Source organism: Lentzea sp. NPDC004789 (assembly GCF_053601075.1).
Genome location: NZ_JBSGBE010000003.1, coordinates 444,072 through 465,600 on the forward strand (window position 1 = coordinate 444,072; position 21,529 = coordinate 465,600).

At 70.7% G+C, this 21,529-nt stretch carries 20 protein-coding genes; 12 read left to right on the plus strand and 8 right to left on the minus strand.

What is annotated here, in order from left to right:
- Positions 1-92 precede the first annotated feature (92 nt).
- Complete coding sequence (locus tag ACWEIJ_RS09815) at positions 93-791, minus strand: CPBP family intramembrane glutamic endopeptidase (protein ID WP_449836871.1); 699 nt, start codon at positions 789-791, stop codon at positions 93-95.
- Between the two features lie 85 nt (positions 792-876).
- Positions 877-1,641 (minus strand): DUF2470 domain-containing protein, encoded by a 765-nt coding sequence (locus ACWEIJ_RS09820; RefSeq protein ID WP_449836744.1) that lies wholly within the window; start codon positions 1,639-1,641, stop codon positions 877-879.
- A gap of 78 nt (positions 1,642-1,719) precedes the next feature.
- Between ACWEIJ_RS09820 and ACWEIJ_RS09825 the strand changes: the two genes are divergently transcribed.
- Entirely contained in the window at positions 1,720-2,184 is a 465-nt protein-coding gene (locus tag ACWEIJ_RS09825) for a hypothetical protein (protein ID WP_449836745.1), read from the plus strand.
- Positions 2,181-2,645 carry a hypothetical protein gene (locus ACWEIJ_RS09830; RefSeq protein WP_449836746.1) on the plus strand — a complete coding sequence of 155 codons (465 nt, stop codon included), beginning with the start codon at positions 2,181-2,183 and terminating at the stop codon, positions 2,643-2,645. Before ACWEIJ_RS09825 ends, ACWEIJ_RS09830 begins: the two co-directional genes overlap by 4 nt.
- Before the next feature lie 60 nt (positions 2,646-2,705).
- Here the strand turns inward: ACWEIJ_RS09830 and ACWEIJ_RS09835 are convergent, their stop codons facing one another.
- The 4 genes from ACWEIJ_RS09835 to ACWEIJ_RS09850 are packed head-to-tail and all read right to left on the minus strand — an operon-like array spanning position 2,706 to position 6,500.
- The gene (locus ACWEIJ_RS09835) at positions 2,706-3,848 is read right to left on the minus strand and encodes a VWA domain-containing protein (protein WP_449836747.1); all 1,143 of its coding nucleotides are present in this window, start codon (positions 3,846-3,848) and stop codon (positions 2,706-2,708) included.
- Complete coding sequence (locus ACWEIJ_RS09840) at positions 3,845-4,477, minus strand: IclR family transcriptional regulator (RefSeq protein ID WP_449836748.1); 633 nt, start codon at positions 4,475-4,477, stop codon at positions 3,845-3,847. Before ACWEIJ_RS09840 ends, ACWEIJ_RS09835 begins: the two co-directional genes overlap by 4 nt.
- Entirely contained in the window at positions 4,477-5,640 is a 1,164-nt protein-coding gene (locus tag ACWEIJ_RS09845; protein ID WP_449836749.1) for a fumarylacetoacetate hydrolase family protein, read from the minus strand. The genes ACWEIJ_RS09840 and ACWEIJ_RS09845 overlap by 1 nt, the downstream gene beginning before the upstream one ends.
- The gene (locus ACWEIJ_RS09850) at positions 5,637-6,500 is read right to left on the minus strand and encodes a hypothetical protein (protein ID WP_355446243.1); all 864 of its coding nucleotides are present in this window, start codon (positions 6,498-6,500) and stop codon (positions 5,637-5,639) included. Before ACWEIJ_RS09850 ends, ACWEIJ_RS09845 begins: the two co-directional genes overlap by 4 nt.
- An 81-nt stretch (positions 6,501-6,581) precedes the next feature.
- Here ACWEIJ_RS09850 and ACWEIJ_RS09855 point away from each other — a divergent pair, with 81 nt between their 5' ends.
- The 6 genes from ACWEIJ_RS09855 (at position 6,582) to ACWEIJ_RS09880 (ending at position 14,281) form a co-directional block, all read left to right on the plus strand.
- Complete coding sequence (locus ACWEIJ_RS09855; RefSeq protein WP_449836750.1) at positions 6,582-7,754, plus strand: homogentisate 1,2-dioxygenase; 1,173 nt, start codon at positions 6,582-6,584, stop codon at positions 7,752-7,754.
- A gap of 35 nt (positions 7,755-7,789) precedes the next feature.
- On the plus strand, positions 7,790-8,953 hold the full coding sequence (locus ACWEIJ_RS09860) for an SWIM zinc finger family protein (RefSeq protein WP_449836751.1): 1,164 nt from the start codon (positions 7,790-7,792) through the stop codon (positions 8,951-8,953).
- A gap of 469 nt (positions 8,954-9,422) precedes the next feature.
- Entirely contained in the window at positions 9,423-10,847 is a 1,425-nt protein-coding gene (locus ACWEIJ_RS09865; RefSeq protein ID WP_449836752.1) for a DUF5691 domain-containing protein, read from the plus strand.
- A gap of 43 nt (positions 10,848-10,890) precedes the next feature.
- Positions 10,891-11,976 carry an ATP-binding protein gene (locus ACWEIJ_RS09870; RefSeq protein ID WP_449836753.1) on the plus strand — a complete coding sequence of 362 codons (1,086 nt, stop codon included), beginning with the start codon at positions 10,891-10,893 and terminating at the stop codon, positions 11,974-11,976.
- Positions 11,977-11,978: 2 nt separating this feature from the next.
- Positions 11,979-14,108: a DUF5682 family protein gene (locus ACWEIJ_RS09875; RefSeq protein WP_449836754.1), complete on the plus strand. Its 2,130-nt coding sequence runs from the start codon at positions 11,979-11,981 to the stop codon at positions 14,106-14,108.
- A gap of 35 nt (positions 14,109-14,143) precedes the next feature.
- Entirely contained in the window at positions 14,144-14,281 is a 138-nt protein-coding gene (locus tag ACWEIJ_RS09880) for a hypothetical protein (protein WP_449836755.1), read from the plus strand.
- Here ACWEIJ_RS09880 and ACWEIJ_RS09885 read toward each other — a convergent pair whose 3' ends face one another.
- Positions 14,282-14,632 (minus strand): cupin domain-containing protein, encoded by a 351-nt coding sequence (locus ACWEIJ_RS09885; protein WP_449836756.1) that lies wholly within the window; start codon positions 14,630-14,632, stop codon positions 14,282-14,284.
- A 76-nt stretch (positions 14,633-14,708) separates the two neighbouring features.
- Here ACWEIJ_RS09885 and ACWEIJ_RS09890 point away from each other — a divergent pair, with 76 nt between their 5' ends.
- Positions 14,709-15,158: a MarR family winged helix-turn-helix transcriptional regulator gene (locus ACWEIJ_RS09890; protein ID WP_449836757.1), complete on the plus strand. Its 450-nt coding sequence runs from the start codon at positions 14,709-14,711 to the stop codon at positions 15,156-15,158.
- A 3-nt stretch (positions 15,159-15,161) separates the two neighbouring features.
- Here ACWEIJ_RS09890 and ACWEIJ_RS09895 read toward each other — a convergent pair whose 3' ends face one another.
- Positions 15,162-15,740: a TMEM165/GDT1 family protein gene (locus ACWEIJ_RS09895; RefSeq protein WP_449836872.1), complete on the minus strand. Its 579-nt coding sequence runs from the start codon at positions 15,738-15,740 to the stop codon at positions 15,162-15,164.
- A 325-nt stretch (positions 15,741-16,065) separates the two neighbouring features.
- On the opposite strand from ACWEIJ_RS09895, the gene ACWEIJ_RS09900 reads away from it, so the two are divergent.
- Genes ACWEIJ_RS09900 through cydD form a run of 3 tightly spaced genes read left to right on the plus strand, consistent with a single transcriptional unit; the run spans position 16,066 to position 21,526 of the window.
- Positions 16,066-17,520, plus strand: coding sequence for a cytochrome ubiquinol oxidase subunit I (locus tag ACWEIJ_RS09900; protein WP_449836758.1), 1,455 nt, complete (start codon positions 16,066-16,068; stop codon positions 17,518-17,520).
- A gap of 12 nt (positions 17,521-17,532) precedes the next feature.
- Positions 17,533-18,501 carry a cytochrome d ubiquinol oxidase subunit II gene (gene cydB, locus ACWEIJ_RS09905; protein ID WP_449836759.1) on the plus strand — a complete coding sequence of 323 codons (969 nt, stop codon included), beginning with the start codon at positions 17,533-17,535 and terminating at the stop codon, positions 18,499-18,501.
- Position 18,502: 1 nt separating this feature from the next.
- Positions 18,503-21,526, plus strand: a complete 3,024-nt coding sequence (gene cydD / locus ACWEIJ_RS09910; RefSeq protein ID WP_449836760.1) for a thiol reductant ABC exporter subunit CydD — start codon at positions 18,503-18,505, stop codon at positions 21,524-21,526.
- The last annotated feature ends 3 nt before the right edge of the window (positions 21,527-21,529 follow it).

The window sequence follows — 21,529 nt, forward strand, 5'->3', positions numbered from 1 at the left end:
GGACGAGCGTAACCCTGAACAGCACAAATCGCCGCTGCGGAGCCTGAACTCGCAACGAACAGTGTGGAATATCGGCGTCTACGGCTGAATCATTAAGGCAACCAGCTCACTTTGCCGCGCAACATTGTGTAGCCGATGAACGCAACGACGTCGAGGATCGTGTGAGCGATCACCAACGGCCACAACCGCCTCGTGCGCTGCCAGTGGAAGCCGAACACCAGGCCCATCACCAGGTTGCCGATGAACCCGCCGAAGCCCTGGTAGAGGTGGTAGGACCCGCGCAGCACGGCCGCCGCGAGCAGTGCCGTGTACTTCCGCCACCCGAGCTGTTCCAGGCGCGTGATCAGGTACCCGACGACGAGCACCTCCTCCGCCCACGCGTTGCCGGCGGCGGCGAGGATCAGCGCCAGGCTCATCCACCACTGGCTGTCCAAAGTGGACGGCTGTACGGCGAGGTTCAGGCCGAGCCCCCACGCGGCGAAGTAGAACGCGAGGCCGGGGATGCCGATGATCGCCGCCAGCCCAAGCGCGCCGAGGGAGTCCGCGCGCTTGCGGGTGCCGTCCAGGCCGATGACCTTGAGCTTGATCCCGGTGCGCCACAACAGGTACAGGCCGATGCCGCCCCACGCGGCGAGCTGCAGCACGCCGAGCAGCTGGGCCACCAGGTCCAGCAGGTCCGCGCGCGCCTGCGGGACGTTGATCGCGACCGACTGCTGCTTGAGCGGGGTCGGCTGCAGCAGGCTGTCGATCAACCGGACGAGGCTGCGCAGACCGGACAGCCCGAGCGTCATGCTGAAGACGATCAGCAGTTCGAGCTGGTAACCGCGCTTCTCTTCGGCTGGGATCTCGGGGGCAGTCAAGGTCACCCGCGCGAGGCTACCTCTGGGACAGGAACGGGCAGCCCATCAGCCGCCGCAGCTCACCGGCGAGTTCCTGGGCCGTGCTCACCGGCCTGGCGAACGCGATCCGCACGTCGTGGTCGTCGCACTCGGCCTCGACCCGCAGCCGCAGTCCGAACCGGTCGAGCCCGAGCGGCCGGACGTGACCGTTCCGCAGCTCCTCCGGCAGGTGCCTGGCGAGCTGGCCGACGACGTCGCGGTGCGCGACCTCCAGGTGTCGCAGCCAGTGGTCCTCGTTGCGGCAGAACGGATCGGGCGTCGCGCTCGCGAACTGCTCGGTCCGGATCGACGACGTGCCCTCGGCGTCCGCGATCACCATGGACGCCGGGGTGAGCCTGAGCACCGAGGCGCCGTGACCCGCGTCCAGCAGCCGGTGGTCCGGGCGCGCGTCGGCGACCGCGAGGATCTCGTCGCGCGCCTCCTGGCCGTCCAGCGCGGTGACCCAGCCGGTGAGCCACAGCAGGCCGCGGACCGGTTCGCGCAACGGCAGCGGGGCCTGGTCGGCGATCTCCAGCATCGCCGTCACCTCGGTCCGCGGGGACTGCCAGAGCTGTCCGACCAGCGGGTGCTCGTCGGCCAGCAACAGGATCGTGGTGCCGCACGGATGCACGTGGTGGAACAGCGGACTGGTGCGGGTTCCGGCCTGGGGGAGCAGGGCGGCGAGACCACCGCGAGCCGCGATCGTGCGGGCGCGCTCGGCGGCGTGCGGCGCGGGTGGGCGCCTGGTCTGGGTGTCGGTCACCGCTCCACCTCCTTGAAGGTTAGGCAAGCCTAACTTGATTTTGCTCCTGATGGGAAGCGTCACCTGTACGGTGGACGCGTGGTCGTGCCCAACAAGCCGTCCACCGAGGTGACGGCGTTAGACGATCGGTGGACCCGGCACTGCCTCGACCGGGCGAGCCGTCGTGCCCTGGCGTGGACCGTAGTGGCGGGCGCGGCCTTCGTCCTCCAGTTCGTGCTGGTACTCGTGTGGTCGTGGTCCTCACCGGTGGCGCTGGTCCTGCTCTTCTTCGCCGCGGCCGTGCTGTGGGTGGTGACGCGTCGCCGTCCGGTGCGTTTACCGGAAGGTGAACCGTGGCATTTCGCCCATGTGCAGTGGGAAGGAGGGCGTCTGGTCGTGCTGTCTTCGCCGCCGCTTCTTTTGACTCTCCGCGTCGGTCCGCTTCTGCGTGGACGGATCGCGCGCCATCGGCGCGTGTGGTTCGTTCCGCCGGATTCCGCGGGGAACACGGTCGTCACGTTCCGCGGGGTGCCGCAGCTGATCTCGGCGCGTGTGCAGAGATGATCCCGAAAATCGGCATTGAGAACTGGACCGAGCTCTGCCTGGCGCGGGCGGACCGCCGCGCGGTGGGGCACATCATCTTCGCCCTGGTGGCGCTCGCGCTCGTGTTGATGATCGGCTGGTTGTGGCTCACCGTGCTGTCCGTCCCGGTGGTGCTGGAGCTGGCGACGCCGGGGTTGCGGCACTTCTTCACCCGGCGCGGCACGCTGCAGCTGATCGAGCGGTTCCCGTTCCGGCCGGTGTCGGCGAGCTTCGTGCCCGGCCGGCGCATCGGGCGTCAGGCGTACCTGAAGGTCGACGGCTCGGAGAACAACCTGCGGTTGCCCGAGCTTCCCGAACGGGCGCGCGTGCTGGTGCGGCACACGGGTCGCATCTGGATCGCCGGTCCGGACGAACGCGGGCGGCTCGTGGCGATGACGCGCGGGCTGGCGTTCCTGGTTCGCGGACGGGTCGTCGAGCGATAGTGGCACCACGATGCACCCGTCTGACCGCGAACTCCCCCGGCAACGTTCCGAGCCACACCACTAACGGCCCGTGGCGATGCCCTCGGACTCGGCCCACTGCGTGAGGTCGTCCTTGCGCAGCGCGGCCGCCAGCAGCTCGGGGAACTTGTCCGGCGTGCACGCGAACGCGGGCGCGCCGAGGGCGTGCAGCTTCGCCGCGAGCTCGTGGTCGTAGGCGGGCGTGCCGGAGTCGCTGAGCGCCAGCAGGTTCACGACCGTGACGCCGCTCGCGACCAGTTCGCGGACCCGGCGTTGCAGCTCGGTCTCCGAACCGCCCTCGTACAGGTCGCTGATGATCACGATGACCGTGTCGGTGGGCCGGCGCACCTGGGTCTGCGCGTAGGCGACCGCGCGGTTGATGTCCGTGCCGCCGCCGAGCTGGGCGCTGAACAGCAGGTCGACCGGGTCGCTGAGCTGGTCGGTGAGGTCCGCGACCTCGGTGTCGAACACGACGAGCTTCGTGGAGATCGAGCGGATGCTCGCCAGCGCCGAACCGAGCACCGCCGCGTGCACCAACGAGTCCGCCATCGAGCCGGACTGGTCGACCAGCAGGATCACGTCCCGCATCGCGGCCGTGCGGCTGCGCCTGCGGTGGCCGATCAGGTCCTCGACGATCACGGTCTTGTGCTGCGGCTGGTAGTTCTTGAGGTTCGCCTTGATCGTCGTCGCCCAGTCGACGTCCGGCAGCAGCGGGCGGTGGGTGCGCTTCGAGCGGTCGACCGCGCCTCGGACGGCCTCGACGAGCCGGTCCTTCAGGCGCTTCTCGATGTCCTCGACCACCTTTGCCACCACGGCCTTCGCGGTGTCGCGGGTGCGGGCGGGGATGGCTCTCGACAGTTGCAGCAGGGTGCTGACGAGGTTGACGTCCGGCTCGACCGCCTGCAGCAGCTCGGGTTCGAGCAGGAGCTGCTTGAGGCCGAGCTTCTCGACCGCGTCCCGTTGCATGACCTGGACGACGGAGGTGGGGAAGTACTTGCGGACGTCGCCGAGCCAGCGGTGCAGCTGCGGTGAGCTGGCGCCGAGACCGGCACCGCGGTCGCCGCCACCGCCGTAGAGACCCGTCAGCGCGCCGTCACGGCGTTGGTCGTCATCGCCGAGCTGCGCCACGTCCTCCGCGCTCGGGCCGAGGAGCAGCCGCCAGCGCCGCAGCCGTTCGTCCGTCATCTGAGGGCTGCCGCCACTTCTTCGGCCGCACGCACGACATGTGGGCCGATCACGTCCGCGTCGAGCCTTTCCAGCGCTACAACGCCAACGGAGGCTCTCAAGCCGGGAACGCCGCGGACGGGAGCCGCGACGCCGTACGCGTTCGGCTGGAGTTCGCCGGTGGAGACGACCCAGCCGTCCACGGGCTGCGAGATGGCCTTGCCGGCGGCCCCGCGGTGCACCGGGTGACGGGAACCCACCCGGTACGCCACGTGGAAAGCGGTCCACGACGGTTCGACGACGGCGACGGCCTGGGCCTCGCTGCCGTCCGCGACGGTCAGGTGCGCGGTGGCGCCGACCTTCTCGGCGAGCTCGCGCAGCGCCGGGTTGGCGGCCATCCGCAGCTGCGGGAGGACGTTGGAGGCGAGCCTCAGCACGCCGAGGCCCAGCCGGACCTTCGAGCCCTCCCTGCGCACGAGACCGCGCGCCTGGAGGGGGACGAGGAGCCGGTAGACCGCGGCCCTGGACGCGCCGATGGCCGTGGCGAGCTCCGAGATCGACGGTGCCTCGGACTCCGCCTCAGCGACAGCCTGGAGGAGCGCCAGACCCCGTTCCAGGGTCAGCGAACTCTCCTTCGTCGCTCCGACCATCACGCACTCCGAACTGTGCCCACCACCTCGGCCAGGCCCACCACCGAGCCTCCTTCACCGGGGGCCGTCGCGGTCAGCCTGACCGTGTCGCCGTCCTCCAGGAAGGACCTCGTGGAGCCGTCGTCGAGCTTGAACGGTTCCTTGCCACCCCAGCTGAGTTCGAGGAACGAGCCGCGCTCGTTCTTCTCCGGTCCCGAGACCGTGCCGGAGGCGAACAGATCACCTGGGCGCACGGTAGCCCCGTTCACGGTCATGTGCGCCAGCTGTTGCACAAATGACCACGACATCTCGCGGAACGGAGGCCTCGCGACGATGGTGTCGTTCAGCTCCACCGTGATCGTTATGTCCAGGCCCCAGGGCTGATCGGTGGTCAGGTAGTCGTGCAGCTTGTTCGGCAGCGGCGGCGTCGGGACGCGTGCAACTGAGAACGCTTCGAGCGGCGTGATCCACGCGCCGATCGACGTGGCGAACGACTTCGCGAGGAACGGGCCGAGCGGCTGGTACTCCCACGCCTGGATGTCGCGGGCGGACCAGTCGTTGACCAGCGCGACGCCGAAGACGTGCTCGGCGGCCCGGCTCGTGGACACGTTGGCCGCCTGCGGGCCGCCGCAGACGAACCCGACCTCGGCCTCGATGTCCAGGCGCTCGGACGGGCCGAACTTCGGGCCCTCGCTGCCGCGCTTCTGGCCGTTCGGGCGGACGATGTCCGTGCCCGAGACGTACACCGTGCCGGCGCGGCCGTGGTAGCCGATCGGGAGGTGCGTCCAGTTCGGCGTGAGCGGGTCGCCGTCGGGGCGGAACATCCTGCCGACGTTCTCGGCGTGGTGCCTGCTCGAGTAGAAGTCCACGTAGTCGCCGACCGTGAACGGCAGCTTGGCGGACTCGATGCCCGTGAGCTCGGCGCCCTTCGGTGCGGAGGTCGCGGTGACGATCTCCTTGAGCTTGGCGCGCAGCACGCTCCAGACCGGCCGGCCCGCCTTGAGCAGCGGGTCGAGCGAGTCGCCCTGGACGTACTCGCTGCACTTGCCCAGCGCCAGGCTCTTGAGCAGCAGAGCCTGGTCGCCGACGCGGACGGCCACGCCCCCGTCGACGACGCCGTAGGGGAGGGTCTGCGGTCCGAACGGCTGGTCTTCGGTGAAGTTCGGGTCGCTGATCCAGCTCACAGCAGTCCAAGCTCCTCGAGGTCGGCGATCGGTTCGGCGAGCGAGCACGAGCCGTAGCTCGCGAAGACGCCGCGGACGGCGTGCGCGGCCTGGTCGCTGAGCGCCTTGGCCTCGGCGGTGAGCGCCTCCGCGTCGGTGCTCGCCAGTGCCTCGCGGACGTCGCGGCCGGAGAGGCTGCGCGCCGTGGCGACGAGGAGGTTGAGGAAGCCGTGGTGGGTGAAGTTCTGCTCGTCGGTGTAGCGGACGGCCTTGTGCAGGCCCGCGGTCGCCTTGAACGCGACGCCGCCACCGCTGACGACGGACAGGAAGTCCGCGACCTCGTCGACGCTGGGGAAGTTCTCGGTGCTGAGGCCACCGCAGCGCAGCTTGGGCCAGCTGCCGTGCTCGATCACCCTGCGGACGCCGTCGAGCCACTCGGGCCCGCCGCGGCGTGGTTCCACGACGCGGATGACGTCCTCGGGCACGAACTCGGACACGCGCTCCAGCCACACCTCGTCCACATCGGACGGTGCGGGCATCTCGACCATGCGCAGCGCCAGGAGCTCGCTTCGGCTCTCGACGATGGACACGGCCTTCGGCACACCGCCGAGGCCCGTGTCGATCACGAGGCTCAGCGCGATCGGCTTCGGCGGCTTGACCTTGATCAGCTCGGTGATCAGCTCGGCGAGACGGGACGCGGGACACAGGAAGAGGCCCATGACGCCGGACCACTCGCCGACCCGTCCGTCCAGGTGGCCGCGCACCGCGTCGGGCATCGACGCGTTCCCCGGAGGGAAGAGCGCGGCATCGTCCACAAGCCTCGCGAGCAGGGGCGGAGTACCGCGCGGACCGGGCGCACGGAGTTCGACAGCGCTTGACACGGCTGACACGCTAGCTGGGTATCGGTAAGTGAACAAAGATGTCCGATAGTCGAACGCCTCAAGAATGGTTCCGGAGACGTCATGGCCTACTACCGCCAGGTCGGGGAGATCCCCCGAAAGCGCCACACCCAGTTCCGCAAACCGGACGGTGGGCTCTACGCGGAAGAGCTGATGGGGGTCGAGGGGTTCTCGTCCGACTCGGCCCTGCTCTACCACCGGTACCTGCCGACCGCGATCGTGAACGCGGAGACGGTGAAGGACGAACGCGGGACCGTCGCGCCGAACCTGCCGCTGAAGCCGCGGCACTTCAAGACCCAGGACCTGACCTGGGCTTCTGACGAGGTCGACGCGGTCACCGGTCGTCGCCGGTTGTTCGGCAACCCGGACGTGACCATTGGTTTTGTCGTCGCTTCCGCGCCTTCTCCGTTGTACCGCAACGCTTTCGGTGACGAGCTGCTGTACGTGCAGTCCGGTGCCGGGGTCGTCGAGACGATCTACGGGGCGTTGTCCGTCGGTGACGGCGACTACGTGGTGATCCCGACCTCGTGCACCTACCGGGTGGTGCCGTCGTCGCCGATGTCGTTGCTGGTGCTGGAGGCGACCGGGCACATCGGGCCGCCGCGCCGGTACCTGTCGGCGAAGGGCCAGTTCCTTGAGCACTCGCCGTACTGCGAGCGGGACATCCGCGGCCCCGCCGAGCCGTTGTTGGTCGACGGTGAGGACGTCGATGTGCTCGTGCGGCACCGTGCGGGGCTGACGCGCTTCACCTACGCCAACCACCCGTTCGACGTCGTCGGCTGGGACGGGTGCCTGTACCCGTGGGCGTTCAACATCCGCGACTTCGAACCGATCACCGGCCGCGTGCACCAGCCGCCGCCCGTGCACCAGACGTTCGAGGGCCCGAACTTCGTGGTGTGCTCGTTCTGCCCGCGCAAGGTCGACTACCACCCGCTCGCCGTGCCGGTGCCGTACAACCACGCGAACGTCGACTCGGACGAGCTGATGTTCTACGTCGGCGGCAACTACGAGGCGCGCAAGGGTTCCGGCATCGGCATCGGCTCGATGTCGTTGCACCCGTCGGGCTGCACGCACGGCCCGCAGCCCGGTGCGGTCGAGGCGTCGCTGGGCGTGGACTACTTCGACGAGACCGCGGTCATGGTCGACACGTTCCGCCCGCTGGAGCTGGGCGAGGCCGCGGAGGCCTGCGAGGACCCGTCCTACGCCTGGACGTGGGCCCGCCGCGGTCCGGCCTGATTTTTTGTCAGGGGTCCTCGCTACCGTTGGTTCCTGTGAGGACACGAGCCGTTCCGACGCGCTGGCAGGGCCTGGGCAAGGCCCTGCCGGTGCTGTGGGGCCTCTACACCGGTTCGGGCTCGGTGCCGTACCGCGTGTGCGTCGACCTGGCGGCCGGCTCCGCGAAGTGCACGTGCCCGTCCCGCAAGTTCCCCTGCAAGCACGCCGTGGGCCTGCAGGAGCTCGACCTCCCGGACGCCCTGCCGCCGGACTGGGTGCAGGAGTGGACCACCCGCCGCGCGGCCCGCGAGCTCGACACCTCCCCGGAAGCCGTGGCCCGTCGCTTGCGGGCGCGGGAGAAAACGGCCGACCGCAGGGCCGCCGCGATGTCCGCGGGCATCGACGGCCTGCGCGACTGGCTGCGCGACGTGGCGTCCGCCGGCGTGGCGTCGCTACCGGGCCGTCCCGCGTCCTGGTGGCAGTCCTTCGCGGCCCGCATGATCGACGCCCAAGTGCCCGGCGTCGCCGCCGCGGTGACCGAGATCCAGGAGATCGTCGCCCGCTCCGGCCCCCGCTGGACCTCCGACGTGGCCGACCGCCTGGGCGGCCTGCACCTGCTGTGCGCCGTCCAACCGCGCACCCGCCTGGGCGTGACGATCCCCGAGGAGACCGTCCGAGCCGCACCTGGAATCACCGACCACTGGGTGGCGCTGCTCCGCCTGGAAACCGACGACGGCCGAGTCCGCACCGTCCGCCAGTGGTGCCGGGGCCGCCAGACCGACCGCTGGGTGGTCGCCATCCGCCACTCGGCCGTCGGCGCCCCCGTCCCGCTCCTCCCGCACGGCCAGGAGTCCTCGGCCCTGGTCCACCCGTACCCCGGCTCCGACCGAGTGGCCCTCGGCGAGCTCTTCGGCTCCCGCACCCCCGACCCGCTGCCGGCCCCCGAGTCCTGGCGCGCCTCCCTGGCAACGCTGGAACCGATGCTGATGGCCGACCCGTGGCAACGCCTCTTCCCGCTCGGCTGCCGAGCCGTCCGCCTCCACGGCACCGCCCTGACCGACCGGTCCGGCCACGGCCTCCCGGTCCGCGACGACAGCGGCCTCGACCTGGCCCTGGCCCTGACCGGCGGCGCCCCGTTCGACGCGTGGGGCCTCTGGGACGGCCACGCCCTCCGCCTGGGCGCGGTAGCGGTCGACGGCACCCTTGAGGTGGTCACGTGACCACAACGCCTCCACGGCCCGCTCAGCGTCCCGCGCACGCCGCCGCAGCCCGGCCCGCACGCGCCGCCGTGGCTCGCCCCGCACACGCCGCGGAAGCACGGCCTGCGCACGCCACATCGGCCTCACTCGCGTCCGCCGGCCGTCCCGCGTCCGCCGGCCGTCCCGCGACCGCCAACGCCTCCGCAGTCGCCGACCATTCGGCAATCAGTGGCCACCCGTTGACCGCAGCCCATTCCGCGGTCGCAAGCCACTCGACAGCGGCCCGGTTCGTCCGCCACGCCAAGCCCGCGCAGCCGACCCAGCCCCACCCGCCCGCCACAGCCGCGCTGCTAGCCCGCATCCCCGAAAGCTCGCGCTCAGCCCCGTCTCCCGCAGGCTCCCGGCCCGCCCTCCACCGGCCCGCCCTCCACCAGCCCGCCGAGCCCGGCGGCACCCCCGAACAGGCCTCCACCTCCCAGGAGGCGGCGGCATGAAGGCCGACTGGTCCAAGACCGTCCAAGACCTCCTCATCGGCACCACGAGAGGCGGCGGCGACCCGACCGCCCTGCTGGCCGACTGCGCCGCCCTGGGCGTGGCCGCGTTCGGCGCCACCCTCCCCCAGGAGGTGACCGCCGACCCGCTGCCCCCGGCCCCGCCCGAGCCGGCCGCCTTCCCGCGCCCCGCCGCCAGGGCCGTGCTCGAAGCGATCATGAGCGTCGACGACGAGGTGCTGCTCACCGAGTGGTGTGCCCTCGCCAAGGCCAACCACGTCGTCGCCGAGCACCGCGTGCTCCCCGCTCTGCTGGCCATGGGCACCGCCCGCCCCGGGCTGCGTGCCGCCGTGGTCGAGGTGCTCGGCACCCGCGGCCGCTGGCTCGCCACCACTCGCGCGGGTTGGTCCTGGGCTTCGGGGGCCGCGCCGCTGGTGGACGAGGTTCCGCTGGCCGAGGTGCTCGACCTGCCCAGCGCGCAACGGGTTCGGGCCCTCCGTCGCAGGCGCAGGACCGATCCGGTCGGGACCAGGGCCTTCATCGCCGCCGAGTTCGAGGCCTCGCGGCGGTCTGCCGACCGGCAGGTGCTGATCAGCGCGCTCGAAACGGCGCTGAGTCCCGCCGACGAGGACATCCTCGAAGCCGCTCTCGACGACAGGGCCGCGGCCGTCCACGACGAGGCGCTCCGCCTCCTGCGCAAGCTCCCGGCCTCGGCGCTGGCGGTGAGGGCGGCCGAACGGCTGGGGCAAGGCCTTTGGCTCACCGACGAGGGCTTCGACGTCCAGTCCGACGAGCTCTGGACCGCGCAGCCGACCGCGGAAGAGCAGCGCGACCTCATGCGCGACGGCTCCGAGAAGGGCGTGGCCGGCCGCATCCGGGCCGCGGCGGCCAGCGTCGCGCCCGAGTACTGGACCGCTCGTCTGCAGACCGACGACAGAGGGGCGGCCCGCGTTCTCCGGCGCGGGCCCTGGGCGGGTGCTCTGCTGCGGGGCGTCGCCGACCAGTTGGCCGCCGCCACCGATGCCCGGCCGTGGGCGGTGGCCGCCGCCGAGACCCTCACCGGCATGGAACAGCTGGAGATGCTCGCGGCCCTGCCCGCCTCCGTGGCCGAGCAGGCGGTCGTGGCGGTGTCGGTGAACTGGCACTACGACCTCCTCGACCACGCCTGCGCCCAGCTTCCGGCGCCGTGGTCGCCGGAGACCACCCGTGCGCTGCTGCACCGGTATGCCGCGCTGCCGGATCCGCGGTGGCGCGCTGGGCGGCCGCCGGCGGTGTTGCTGGCGAGAGGGGACGCGGACCTGCTCGGCGCCAACTGGGAGGGGCTCACCCGCCGGTGGCCGGAGAACTCGCTGGAGCTGGAGGTGCTCCGGCTCCGCATCCGCCTGCGCGAGTCGTTCGCCCCACCCGCCGGCGACCTCCCGTGACCGGGCACACTTCGAACCAAGGCAACGCAATCCGGGAGGCCCAGTGACCGCCGTGCTCAGGCCGACGGCCGAACAGCAGTACGCCGCCGAGCTGGCAGCCGTCGCGGCCCAGGACGACCGTCAGCGGCCGCCCAACTGGAACCTGTCCCCGCAGGCCGTCGTCACCTACGTCCTCGGTGGCACGCTGCCCGACGGCACCGTCATCACGCCGAAGTACGTGGGCGCCAGAAGGCTCGTCGAGGTCGCGGTGGGCACGCTCGTCACGGACCGCGCGCTGCTGCTCGTCGGGGTGCCCGGCACGGCGAAGTCGTGGCTGTCGGAGCACCTCGCCGCGGCGATCAGCGGTGACTCCACGCTCGTCGTGCAGGGCACGGCGGGCACCAGCGAGGACCAGGTCCGCTACGGCTGGAACTACGCCCGCCTCATCGCCGAAGGGCCGAGCGAGAAGGCGCTCGTGCCGAGCCCGGTGCTCAAGGCGATGCAGCAGGGCGCTGTCGTGCGGGTCGAGGAGCTGACCCGCATGCCGTCCGAGGTCCAGGACTCGTTCATCACGATCCTGAGCGAGAAGTCGCTGCCGGTCCCCGAGCTCAACACGCAGGTGCAGGCCGTTCCCGGCTTCACCGTCATCGCCACGGCCAACGACCGCGACCGCGGCGTGAACCAGATGTCGTCAGCGCTCGCCCGGCGCTTCAACACCGTCGTGCTGCCGCCGCCCGCGACCGAGGACGCCGAGGTCGAGATCGTCGTGACGCGCGCCCAGCAGCTCGGCAAGGCGCTGCAGCTGCCCGCCGAGCCGCCCGCGCTCGACGAGGTGCGCCGGGTCGTGCGGATCTTCCGCGAGCTGCGCAACGGTTCCACTGTGGACGGTCGTACGCAGCTGAAGAAGCCCAGCGGCAGCCTGTCCACGGCGGAGGCGATCTCGGTGATCGCCAACGGCATGGCGCTCGCCGGCCACTTCGGCGACGGCACGCTGGGCGCGGACGAGCTGGCGAGCGGGCTCATCGGGTCGATCATCAAGGACCGCGTGTCGGACGCGACGGTGTGGCAGGAGTACCTGGAGACGGTGCTGAAGGAGCGCGCCGAGTGGCGTGACCTCTACCGGGCCTGCCTGGACGTGAGCGGTGCCTAGAAATGGACACTGACCCGGTCCTGCTGGGCATCCGGCACCACGGCCCCGGCTCGGCCCGGATGGTCCGCCGGGCGCTCGAACAGACCCGGCCCGCGCTCATCCTGATCGAAGGGCCGCCGGAGGCCGACGTGCTGCTCGACCACGTCCACGCCCTCACCCCGCCGGTGGCGATCCTGCTGCACGACGAGGCGGAGCCGGAGAACGCCGCCTTCTGGCCGTTCGCCGAGTTCTCCCCGGAGTGGCAGGCTCTCCGCTACGCCAGCGAGAACGGCGTCCCGGCGCGGTTCTTCGACCTCCCGGCGGCCGCCTCGATCGGTGACGACGGCCCGAGCGGCAACGTCGACCCCATCGGGCTGCTGGCCGAGGCCGCGGGCTTCGACGACCCGGAACGCTGGTGGGAGGACGTCGTCGAGCACAGCGCGAGCGACCCGATCGACCTGGCCGGCGCCATCGCCGAGGCCATGGTCGCCGTGCGCGACGAGTTCGAGGACGAGGTCGGCGAGCGCACGTTGCGGCGAGAAGCGTTCATGCGGCAGACGATCCGCAAGGCGCGCAAGGAAACCGACGGCCCGATAGCGGTGGTCTGCGGCGCCTGGCACGTCCCCGCGCTGCTCGCCAAGCCCACGGTCGCCGCCGACACCGCACTGCTCAAAGGCCTGCCCCGCCGCAAGATCTCCGGCACCTGGGTGCCGTGGAGCCACGGCCAGCTGGCGGCGGAGTCCGGCTACGGCGCGGGCGTCGACTCGCCCGGCTGGTACGCGCATCTCTGGCAGCATCAGCACGACGTCGTTCCGCGCTGGTTCGCCAAAGCCGCGGCCGTGCTGCGCGAAGAAGACCTCCCGGCCTCCACGGCGAGCGCGGTGGAAGCCGTCCGTCTCGCGGAAACCCTTGCGGCGCTGAGGGAACGCCCGTCCGCGGGCCTGAGTGAGGTCAACGAGGCGGCGCTGGCCGTCCTCTGCGGCGGCGACGAGGTTCCGCTGCAACTGGTGCACCGCAAACTGGTCGTGGGCGAACGCCTCGGCGAGGTCGGCGAAGCCGTTCCGCGCTCGCCGCTGGCCGCCGATCTCCAACGGCTGCAGCGAAAGCTCCGCCTCCCCGCGGACGTCCAGCCCAAGCAGCTCAGGCTGGACCTCCGCAAGGACACCGACCGCGAACGCTCGAAACTGCTGCAGCGGCTGGAGGTCCTGGGCGTGCCCTGGGGCAAGCCGGACCGCTCCAACTCGCTCGGCACCTTCGCCGAGGTCTGGCAGCTCCGCTGGGACCCGGTCTTCGCGGTGTCCGTGGCGGTGGCGGCCCGCCACGGCACCACCGTCCACACGGCAGCAGAGAACGTCCTCACGCAGGCGGCCCGGGACGCGACCCGAGTGGCCACGGCCGCGGCCACCCTGAGCAAGGTGGTCGGCTGCGAGCTCCCGAAAGCCGTCATCGAGTCCCGCGACGCCCTGGACCGTTGCGCCGCAATGGCCACCGACGCGCTGGAGCTCCTCGCGGCCCTCCCGGACCTGGCCAGAACGGTCCGTTACGGCTCGGTCCGCGGCACCGATCCGGAGCTGCTGCGCGTGGCTCTGCACGGTCTGCTGACGCGAGGCTCGGTGGGCCTCCCGCTCGCCTGCCGCAACGTCGACGACGAAACCGCCGAGAACGCGCTCGCGATCGTCGACGGCGCCCACGAGGCCACCCGTCTCGCCGCCGACGAGGACCACCAGAAGACCTGGTGGCGGGCCCTGCACGCGCTTGTGAAGGCGGAGGCGCACGGCCTCCCGACCGGCAGGGCCACCCGCCTGCTCTGGGAAGCGGGCGAGCTGACCAGCGACGACGTGGCCGCCAAACTGCACAGAAGCGTCGCCACGGCCTTCGTCGCCGGCTTCCTGCGAGGTTCGGCCACCCTGCTCGCCGCCGACCCGAGGCTGTTCGGCCTCATCGACGAGTGGCTGACGGGCCTGCGCGGAGAGGCGTTCGACGACGCCCTGCCGCTGCTCCGCCGCGCCATCACCGACTTCACGCCCGCCGAGCGGCGCCTGCTCGGTGAACGCGTCGTCGCGGGCGAGACCCCTCAGCCCGCCTCCGACGACGAGTGGGACTCTCAGATCGCGGAACGCCTCGCCGCCCACGTCCGGAGCCTGCTGGCGTGAGTTTGGCGATCGGCGAATCCGCCGATCCTCCAGCCGTGACCGCACCGGACGAACAGCGCCTCGACGAGTCCCAAGAGCTCATCGACGAGGCCAAGAAGATCGCCCGCGACCTCCGCGAGGAGGTCCCGGACACCGAATCGGAGCCCCCGGAAGAGGGCTCGCCGGCGAACTAGCTAGAGCGACCAGGGCGGCGTGACCGTGGTCCCGTCGGCCAGCGTCCCGATGATCCCGACCGAGGTCGCCACCAGCACCCGCGCCGGCCCACCGGTCAGCGACAGCTCGGTGTTCGGCTGCACCACGATCGCGTCACCGGGTCCCGCCGTCTGCCCCTGGATCGTCACCGATCCGGACAGCACGTAGAACACCTCCTCCTTCGACGCGGTGTGCGTCTTGCCGTCGCCGCCTTCCGGCACGTCAACGGTCCACAGCGCGATCTCGGTGCTGCCGCGCGACGGCACGGCCAGCGGCCTGAACTCGAACCCGCCGAACTCGTACGGCTCGACGGAATCCCCCGTAACCAGCAAGACAACCTCCAAAGTAGTCAACCAGGTTGTCTAACAATAGAATGTAGTCAACCCAGTTGTCTAGTAGGAGGTGCGGATGGAACCGGTGCCGATGTTGCTGGTGATGACCTACCGCGCCATGGGAGACCAGTTCCACGACCGCCTGAGGCAGATCGGCCTGGAACCGCTGAGGCCCGCGCACGGCTACGTCTTCCGGTTCCTCAAGGAGAAGCGCGCCACGACCGTCGACATCGGACAGCACCTCGGCGTCACCAAGCAGGCGGCCGCGAAGATCGTCAACGAGCTCGACGAGTGGGGCTACGTCCTGCGCGAGCCGCACCCCACCGACAAGCGCGCGCAGTACGTCACGCTGACCACGAAGGGCCGCGACTACCTGAAGTTCGCGGACAACCTGTGGTCAGACCTGGAGGGGGAGATGGCCGAGGCGATCGGCAAGCCGACCGTGGACGCCATCAAGACCGGCCTCACCGCCTACCTGCAGCACGTGCACGGCGACGACCAGCCGGGAATTCGCCCGGTCTGGTAGCCCTCAGAAGACCTGGGTCAGCGCGATCACGCCGAAGACCGCGAAGATCACCCCGGCCGCCCGCTGGATCCAGTGCGTCGGCAACCGTCCGGCGAGCTTGCGCCCCACCAGCACGGCCAGTCCGGCCACGGCGACCAGCGCCAGCCAGGCGCCGAGCCCGACCGCCAACGGCGCCCCGTACCGGGCCGTGATCCCCGCCGTCGCGAGCTGCGACGCGTCACCCCACTCCGCGGCGAACAGCACGCCGAACGACGTCAGGGCCGCCCGCCAGAACGGCACGTCGGTGCGCACGCCGGCCTCGTCGGCGGAGTCGGCGTCACGCGAGAAGCCCTCGCGGAGCAGCATGAACGCGCCCACACCGAACAGCAGGGCGACCACGCCGGCGACCAGGCGGTCCGGCAGCAGGGTGATGGCCGAGCCGAACGCCGCGCCGACCACGGTCTGCACGGCGAAGGCGGCCACGACGCCGACGAACACCGGCCAGGCGCGGTAGCGCGTGGTCAGCACCAGGGTCGCGACCATGGTCTTGTCGGGGAGCTCGACGAGGAACACCACCGCGAAGGCGGTGATGAAGGCGAGCAATGAGGTGGCCAAGAGTCCTCCACGTCCGATTACGAGCCCGGACGGAGGCGCAACAGACCCCGACCAGGCGTGCTGCAGCCTGGCCGGAGGTCTCGTTCGCCCGCTAAACGGGTGTGGGACCGGATCTGCTCGAAGGCGGATCAGTATGTCGATCACCACGCCACCGGTCGAAAACTCCGGTGGGAACTACTCCCCTCTGGCGCATTCATCGTAACCGACGCATGTCACCCGAAAGGCGTGACTTCGCGCACGGGACCTTGGTCCCGAGCCGGGACGGGACCGTCGTACCTGATAGGGGTCATGATCCGCACATAGGCTCGTTGACGTGGACGTACTCGAACTCGCGCGGTGGCAGTTCGGCATCACCACCGTCTACCACTTCCTGATGGTGCCGCTGACGATCGGCCTCTCCCTGCTGGTCGCGGGGATGCAGACCGCGTGGGTGCGCACGGGCGACGAGCGCTACTACAAGATGACGAAGTTCTGGGGGAAGCTCCTCCTGATCAACTTCGCCATGGGTGTCGTGACGGGCATCGTGCAGGAGTTCCAGTTCGGCATGGCCTGGAGCGCCTACTCGCGGTTCGTCGGTGACGTGTTCGGCGCTCCGCTCGCGATGGAGGGCATCGTCGCGTTCTTCGTCGAGTCGACGTTCCTCGGCCTGTGGATCTTCGGCTGGGACAAGCTGCCGAAGAAGGTCCACCTCGCCTGCGCCTGGGCGTTCTCCCTCGCCACGATGGCCAGCGCGTACTTCATCCTCGCCGCCAACTCGTGGATGCAGCACCCGGTCGGCATCGAGCTGCACGACGGACGGCCGCGGCTGACCTCGATCTGGGCCGTGCTGACCAACAACACGGTGCTCGCCGCCTTCCCGCACACCATCGCGGGCGCGTTCGCGGTGTCGGGCTCCTTCCTCGTCGGCATCGCCGCCTGGCACCTGTACCGGAAGTCCGAAGAGGACCGGGTCTGGCGCGGCTCGCTCAAGCTCGGCACCTGGGTCGGCGTGGTCGCGTTCGCGGCCCTGAGCATCAGCGGTGACCTGCAGGGCAAGCTGATGTTCGAGCAGCAGCCGATGAAGATGGCCGCCGCGGAAGCGTTGTGCCACACCGAACAGCCGGCGAGCTTCTCGGTCTTCGCGATCGGTGACGTCACCCGGCCGGACTGCGAGAACGTCAAGAGCATCACCGTGCCCGCACTGCTGAGCTTCCTGGCGCACAACGACTTCAGCAGCGAGGTCAAGGGCATCCAGGACCTCGTGCCGCTCTACCAGCAGAAGTACGGTACGAACTACCCGGTCGACGAACGGCTCGGCGAGCTCAGCGGCAAGCCGATCGACTACGTGCCCGCGCTGCCCGTGACGTACTGGGGCTTCCGGTTGATGATCGGGTTCGGTGGGATCGCGGCCGGTCTGGGTGTCTTCATGCTGTGGCTGACGCGCAAGAACCGGACGCCCACCGGATGGTGGTTCCCGGCCCTGGGCCTCGCCGGCATCGCGACCCCGTTCCTCGCCAACAGCTTCGGCTGGATCTTCACCGAGATGGGGCGGCAGCCGTTCGTGGTCGTGCCCAATCCGACCGGGGTGGACGGCGTCTGGATGTTCACCGCGCAGGCGGTCAGCAACAGCGCGCCCGGCGAGATCCTGACCTCGCTCGTCGCGTTGACCGCGGTCTACAGCGTGCTGGCGGTCGTGGAGTTCTACCTGATCCGCAAGTACGTCAGAGGCGGGATTCCGGGCGTGTTGCCGCAGAAGACCGACAACGGCGCCCTGGCGTTCGCGTACTAGGGGAGAGGCGACGTGGAAACGCTCTGGTTCGTGCTCATCGCCGTGCTGTGGCTCGGCTACCTGTTCCTCGAAGGTTTCGACTTCGGCGTCGGCATGCTGCTGCCCGTGCTCGGGCGCACCAACGCCGAACGCCGGGTCATGATCAACACCATCGGGCCGGTGTGGGACGGCAACGAGGTGTGGCTCATCGTCGCGATCGGTGCCACGTTCGCGGCCTTCCCGGGCTGGTACGCGGCGCTGCTGAGCGCCGTGTACCTGCCACTCACGTTGTTCCTCATCGCGTTGATCGGGCGCGGGGTCGCGTTCGACTACCGCGGCAAGGTCGAGTCGGACCGCTGGCGCAAGGCGTGGGACACCGTGATCATCGCCGGCTCGTGGACCGCGACGCTGTGCGTGGGCCTGCTGATCTCGACCACGGTGCTGGGCCTGCCGATCGACGCGAACGGCGACCGCGTCGGCTCGGTGTTCGCCGCGTTCCGGCTCGACACGGTCGTCGGCGCGCTGGCGTTCGCCGGCTACGCGCTGGTGCACGGCGCGGTCTTCACCGCGTTGAAGACCGAAGGCGAGATCCGCGACCGGGCCCGCCACATCGCGCTCATGCTGGCGCCCGTGGCGCTCCTTCCGCTGGTCGCCCTGCTGGCGATCGTCGCGGGCCTGTGGGCGGGCGCGGTCGTGCTGGTCCTCGTGGTGGCGATGTGGCGGCTGGCGGCGAACCGCGACGGCCAGTCGTTCGCGTTGATGGGGCTGGCGATCGCGGCGAGCGTCGCGATCCTGTTCGGCTCGCTCTACCCGAACGTCCTGCCGTCGACGCTCAACGACGCGTGGTCGCTCACGATCGCCAACACCGCGTCGAGCCCGTACACGCTGAAGGTCATGACGTGGGTGGCGGCGTTCGGCACGCCCGCGGTGCTCGTCTACCAGGGCTGGACCTACTGGGTGTTCCGCAAGCGCATCGGCGTGCGGCACATCCCGGTGCACTGAGATGAACCGAGGCCCGCTGGGAGCTCTGCCCCAGCTCTCGAAGAACGCCAGGCGCGCCCTCGTCGGGGTGGGCGCGCTGGCGTTCCTCAACGCTCTCGCGCTCGTCGCCCAGGCCGTCGCGCTGGCCAGCGTGATCACCACCCGCGAAGGACTGCCGCTGCTCGCCGTGGCGATCGTGGCGCGCGCAGGTCTGTCGTGGGCAACGGAATCTGCCGCCGCCCGCGCCGCCGCCGGTGCGAAGGAGGAGCTGCGCACGAAGCTGCTCGCCAAGGCGTTCGAGCGCGGTCCCGGCTGGATCGCCGACCGCGGCACGGCCGAACTGTCGGTGCTCGCGACCAAGGGCCTCGACGCGCTCGACGCCTACTTCACCCGCTACCTGCCCGCGCTGGTCACCGCGGTGATCGTGCCGCCGCTGGTGGGCGCGTGGATCCTCTTCACCGACTGGCCGTCGGCGGTGCTGATCGCGATCACCGTGCCGTTGATCCCGGTCTTCGCCGCGTTGATCGGCTGGTACACCGAGAAGCGCGTGCAGAAGGCCGCCGACGTCACCGAGCTGTTGAGCGCCCAGCTCCTCGAACTGCTGCGCGCGCTCCCGGTCCTGACGGTCTTCGGTCGCGCCGAGCAGCAGGCGGCGGCGGTCCGCCAGATCGGCGAGCAGCACCGCAAGGCCACGATGGGCACGCTCAAGATCGCGTTCCTGTCCGCGCTCGTGCTGGAGATCGCCGCCAGCTTGTCGGTCGCCCTGATCGCGGTGGGCATCGGCATCCGGCTGGTGGGCGGCGACCTGACGCTGATGACCGCGCTGGTCGTGTTGATCCTGGCGCCGGAGTGCTACCTGCCGTTGCGCGCGGCCGGTGCCGCCCACCACGCCAGCGAGGACGGCCTGGAAGCCGTCCGCCGAGTCGCCGCCGTCGTTGACGGATCGCACGCGGGGACCTTGCGTGCGCCAGGAGAGTACGAAAGCTCCCCGCGTGCGCTCAGCGGACGGGTATTTGTCGACAATTTGAGAGTGCTTCGGCGTGGGGGGTTCGCGCCGGACGGTCTCAGCTTCGACGTCCGGCCCGGTGAGATCCACCGGCTCGAAGGTGCGAGCGGCGCGGGCAAGTCCACGACGTTCCAGGTGCTCCTGGGCTTCCTGGAGCCGACGGACGGCACCGCGTTCGTCGCCGGGGACATCGCGTACGTGCCGCAGCGGCCGGCGTTCGCCGCGGCCACCCCGCGGGCCGAACTGGAGCTGACGGTTCCCGGGGCGGAGGACGTCGAGGAAGTCGCGCGTGAGGTCGTGGCCGAGCATCTGCTCGATCGGCGGATCACGGACCTTTCGACCGGTGAACGCCAACGCGTTGCAGTCGCGCGCGCCCTGCTGAGGGTTCGTCACGGCGCCACGGTTCTGCTGCTCGACGAACCGACCGCGCACCTCGACCCGGTGACAAGTCGCAAAGTCGACAAAGCGATCAAGAAAGCCAGTGCCACGGCCGCCGTCGTCCTCGCGTCGCACCGCGAGAAGGAAGCGACGGAGGAGGAGACGTTCAGCAGGGTCGTCACTGAGGAGACGCAGCAGGAACGCCCGAAGCGCCTGCCGATCCCGTGGAAGGGCGCCGGGCTGGGGGTGCTCGCGACGGTCGCGGGCATCGCGCTGACCGCGCTCGCCGCCCACCTGATCGCCCGTGCCGCCGAGATGCCGCCGATCCTGACGCTGTCTGTGCTGGTCGTGGGCGTGCGGACGTTCGCGCTGAGCAAGGGCGTGCTGCGCTACGTCGAGCGCCTGGTCACGCACCACGAGGCGTTCCGGCTCGCGACCGATCTGCGCGCCGAACTGTGGTTGCGGCTCGTTCGCACACAACGCCGCGATGGCTTGCAACGGCTCGTGGAGGACACGGACACCGTTCGCGATCTGGTGCCGCGTGTGTTGGTGCCGCCCGTTGTGGCGATCGGCGCGGGCATCGCGACGACGATCCTGTTCGCGTTCATCGACCCGGTGGCCGCGCTGACTCTGGGCGGTCTGCTGCTGGCGGCCGGTCTTGCCGCACCGGCCGTTGCCGTGTGGACCGAACGCCGGGCCAGCACGAAGCTCGCCAGGGGCCGCCGCAAGGTCGCCGCCGACACGATCAACGCGCTGGCCGCGGCACCGGACCTCATCGCGCACGACGCCCACCACCGCCTGCTGGCGCAGCTCCACGCCGAGGACGTCGAGCTGGCGGCACAGACCCGCAAGCAAGCGTTTGGCACGGGCGCGGCCACCGCGATCGTCCTGCTCGCGACCGGTGTGGCTGCCCTCGTCTGCGCCACGACCGGCAACCCGGTGCTCGGCCTGGTCCCGCTCGCGCTGGCCGAACCGCTGGCCGCTCTGCCGCTCGCCGCCCAGCAGCGCAAGGCGCTCCAGGAGGCGAGCGCGCGGCTGCAGTTCGACGCGCCGGAACGCCAGGAGCCGCCCAGGGGCAAGCGGATCAGGCTGGAGAACGTCGACGTCCGCTGGCCCGGGGCGACCGAGCCGACGTTGCGCGACCTCCGCCTCAACATCGAGCCGGGCACGCACGTCGCGATCGTCGGGCCGTCGGGCAGTGGCAAGTCGACGCTGTTCGCGCTGCTCCTGGGCTTCCTGCCGCCGGAACGCGGGATCGTGGAGCTGCCCAACGTGACCTGGTGCCCGCAGGAACCGATGCTGGTCAGCACGACCGTGCGGGAGAACCTGCGGATGTCGGGCCCGCACGACGACGAGCAGCTGCGGGAGGCGCTGGAACTGGCCTGCCTGCCGGAGTGGACCGACCGGCTCGACACGGTGATCCGTCCCGACCAGGTGTCGGGTGGCGAGGCGCAAAGGCTTGCGCTGGCCAGGGCGTTGCTGCACCCCGCCGACGTGGTGCTGCTCGACGAGCCCACGGCCCACCTCGACGAACCGACCGCGCGCAAGCTCCTGGACCGGCTGCGGCAGGACAAGCGCACGATCCTGCACATCACCCACCGCCCTGACGAGGCGGCGAGGGCGGACCTCGTGCTGGACCTCGGCACGCCCGCATACCGTTGAGGA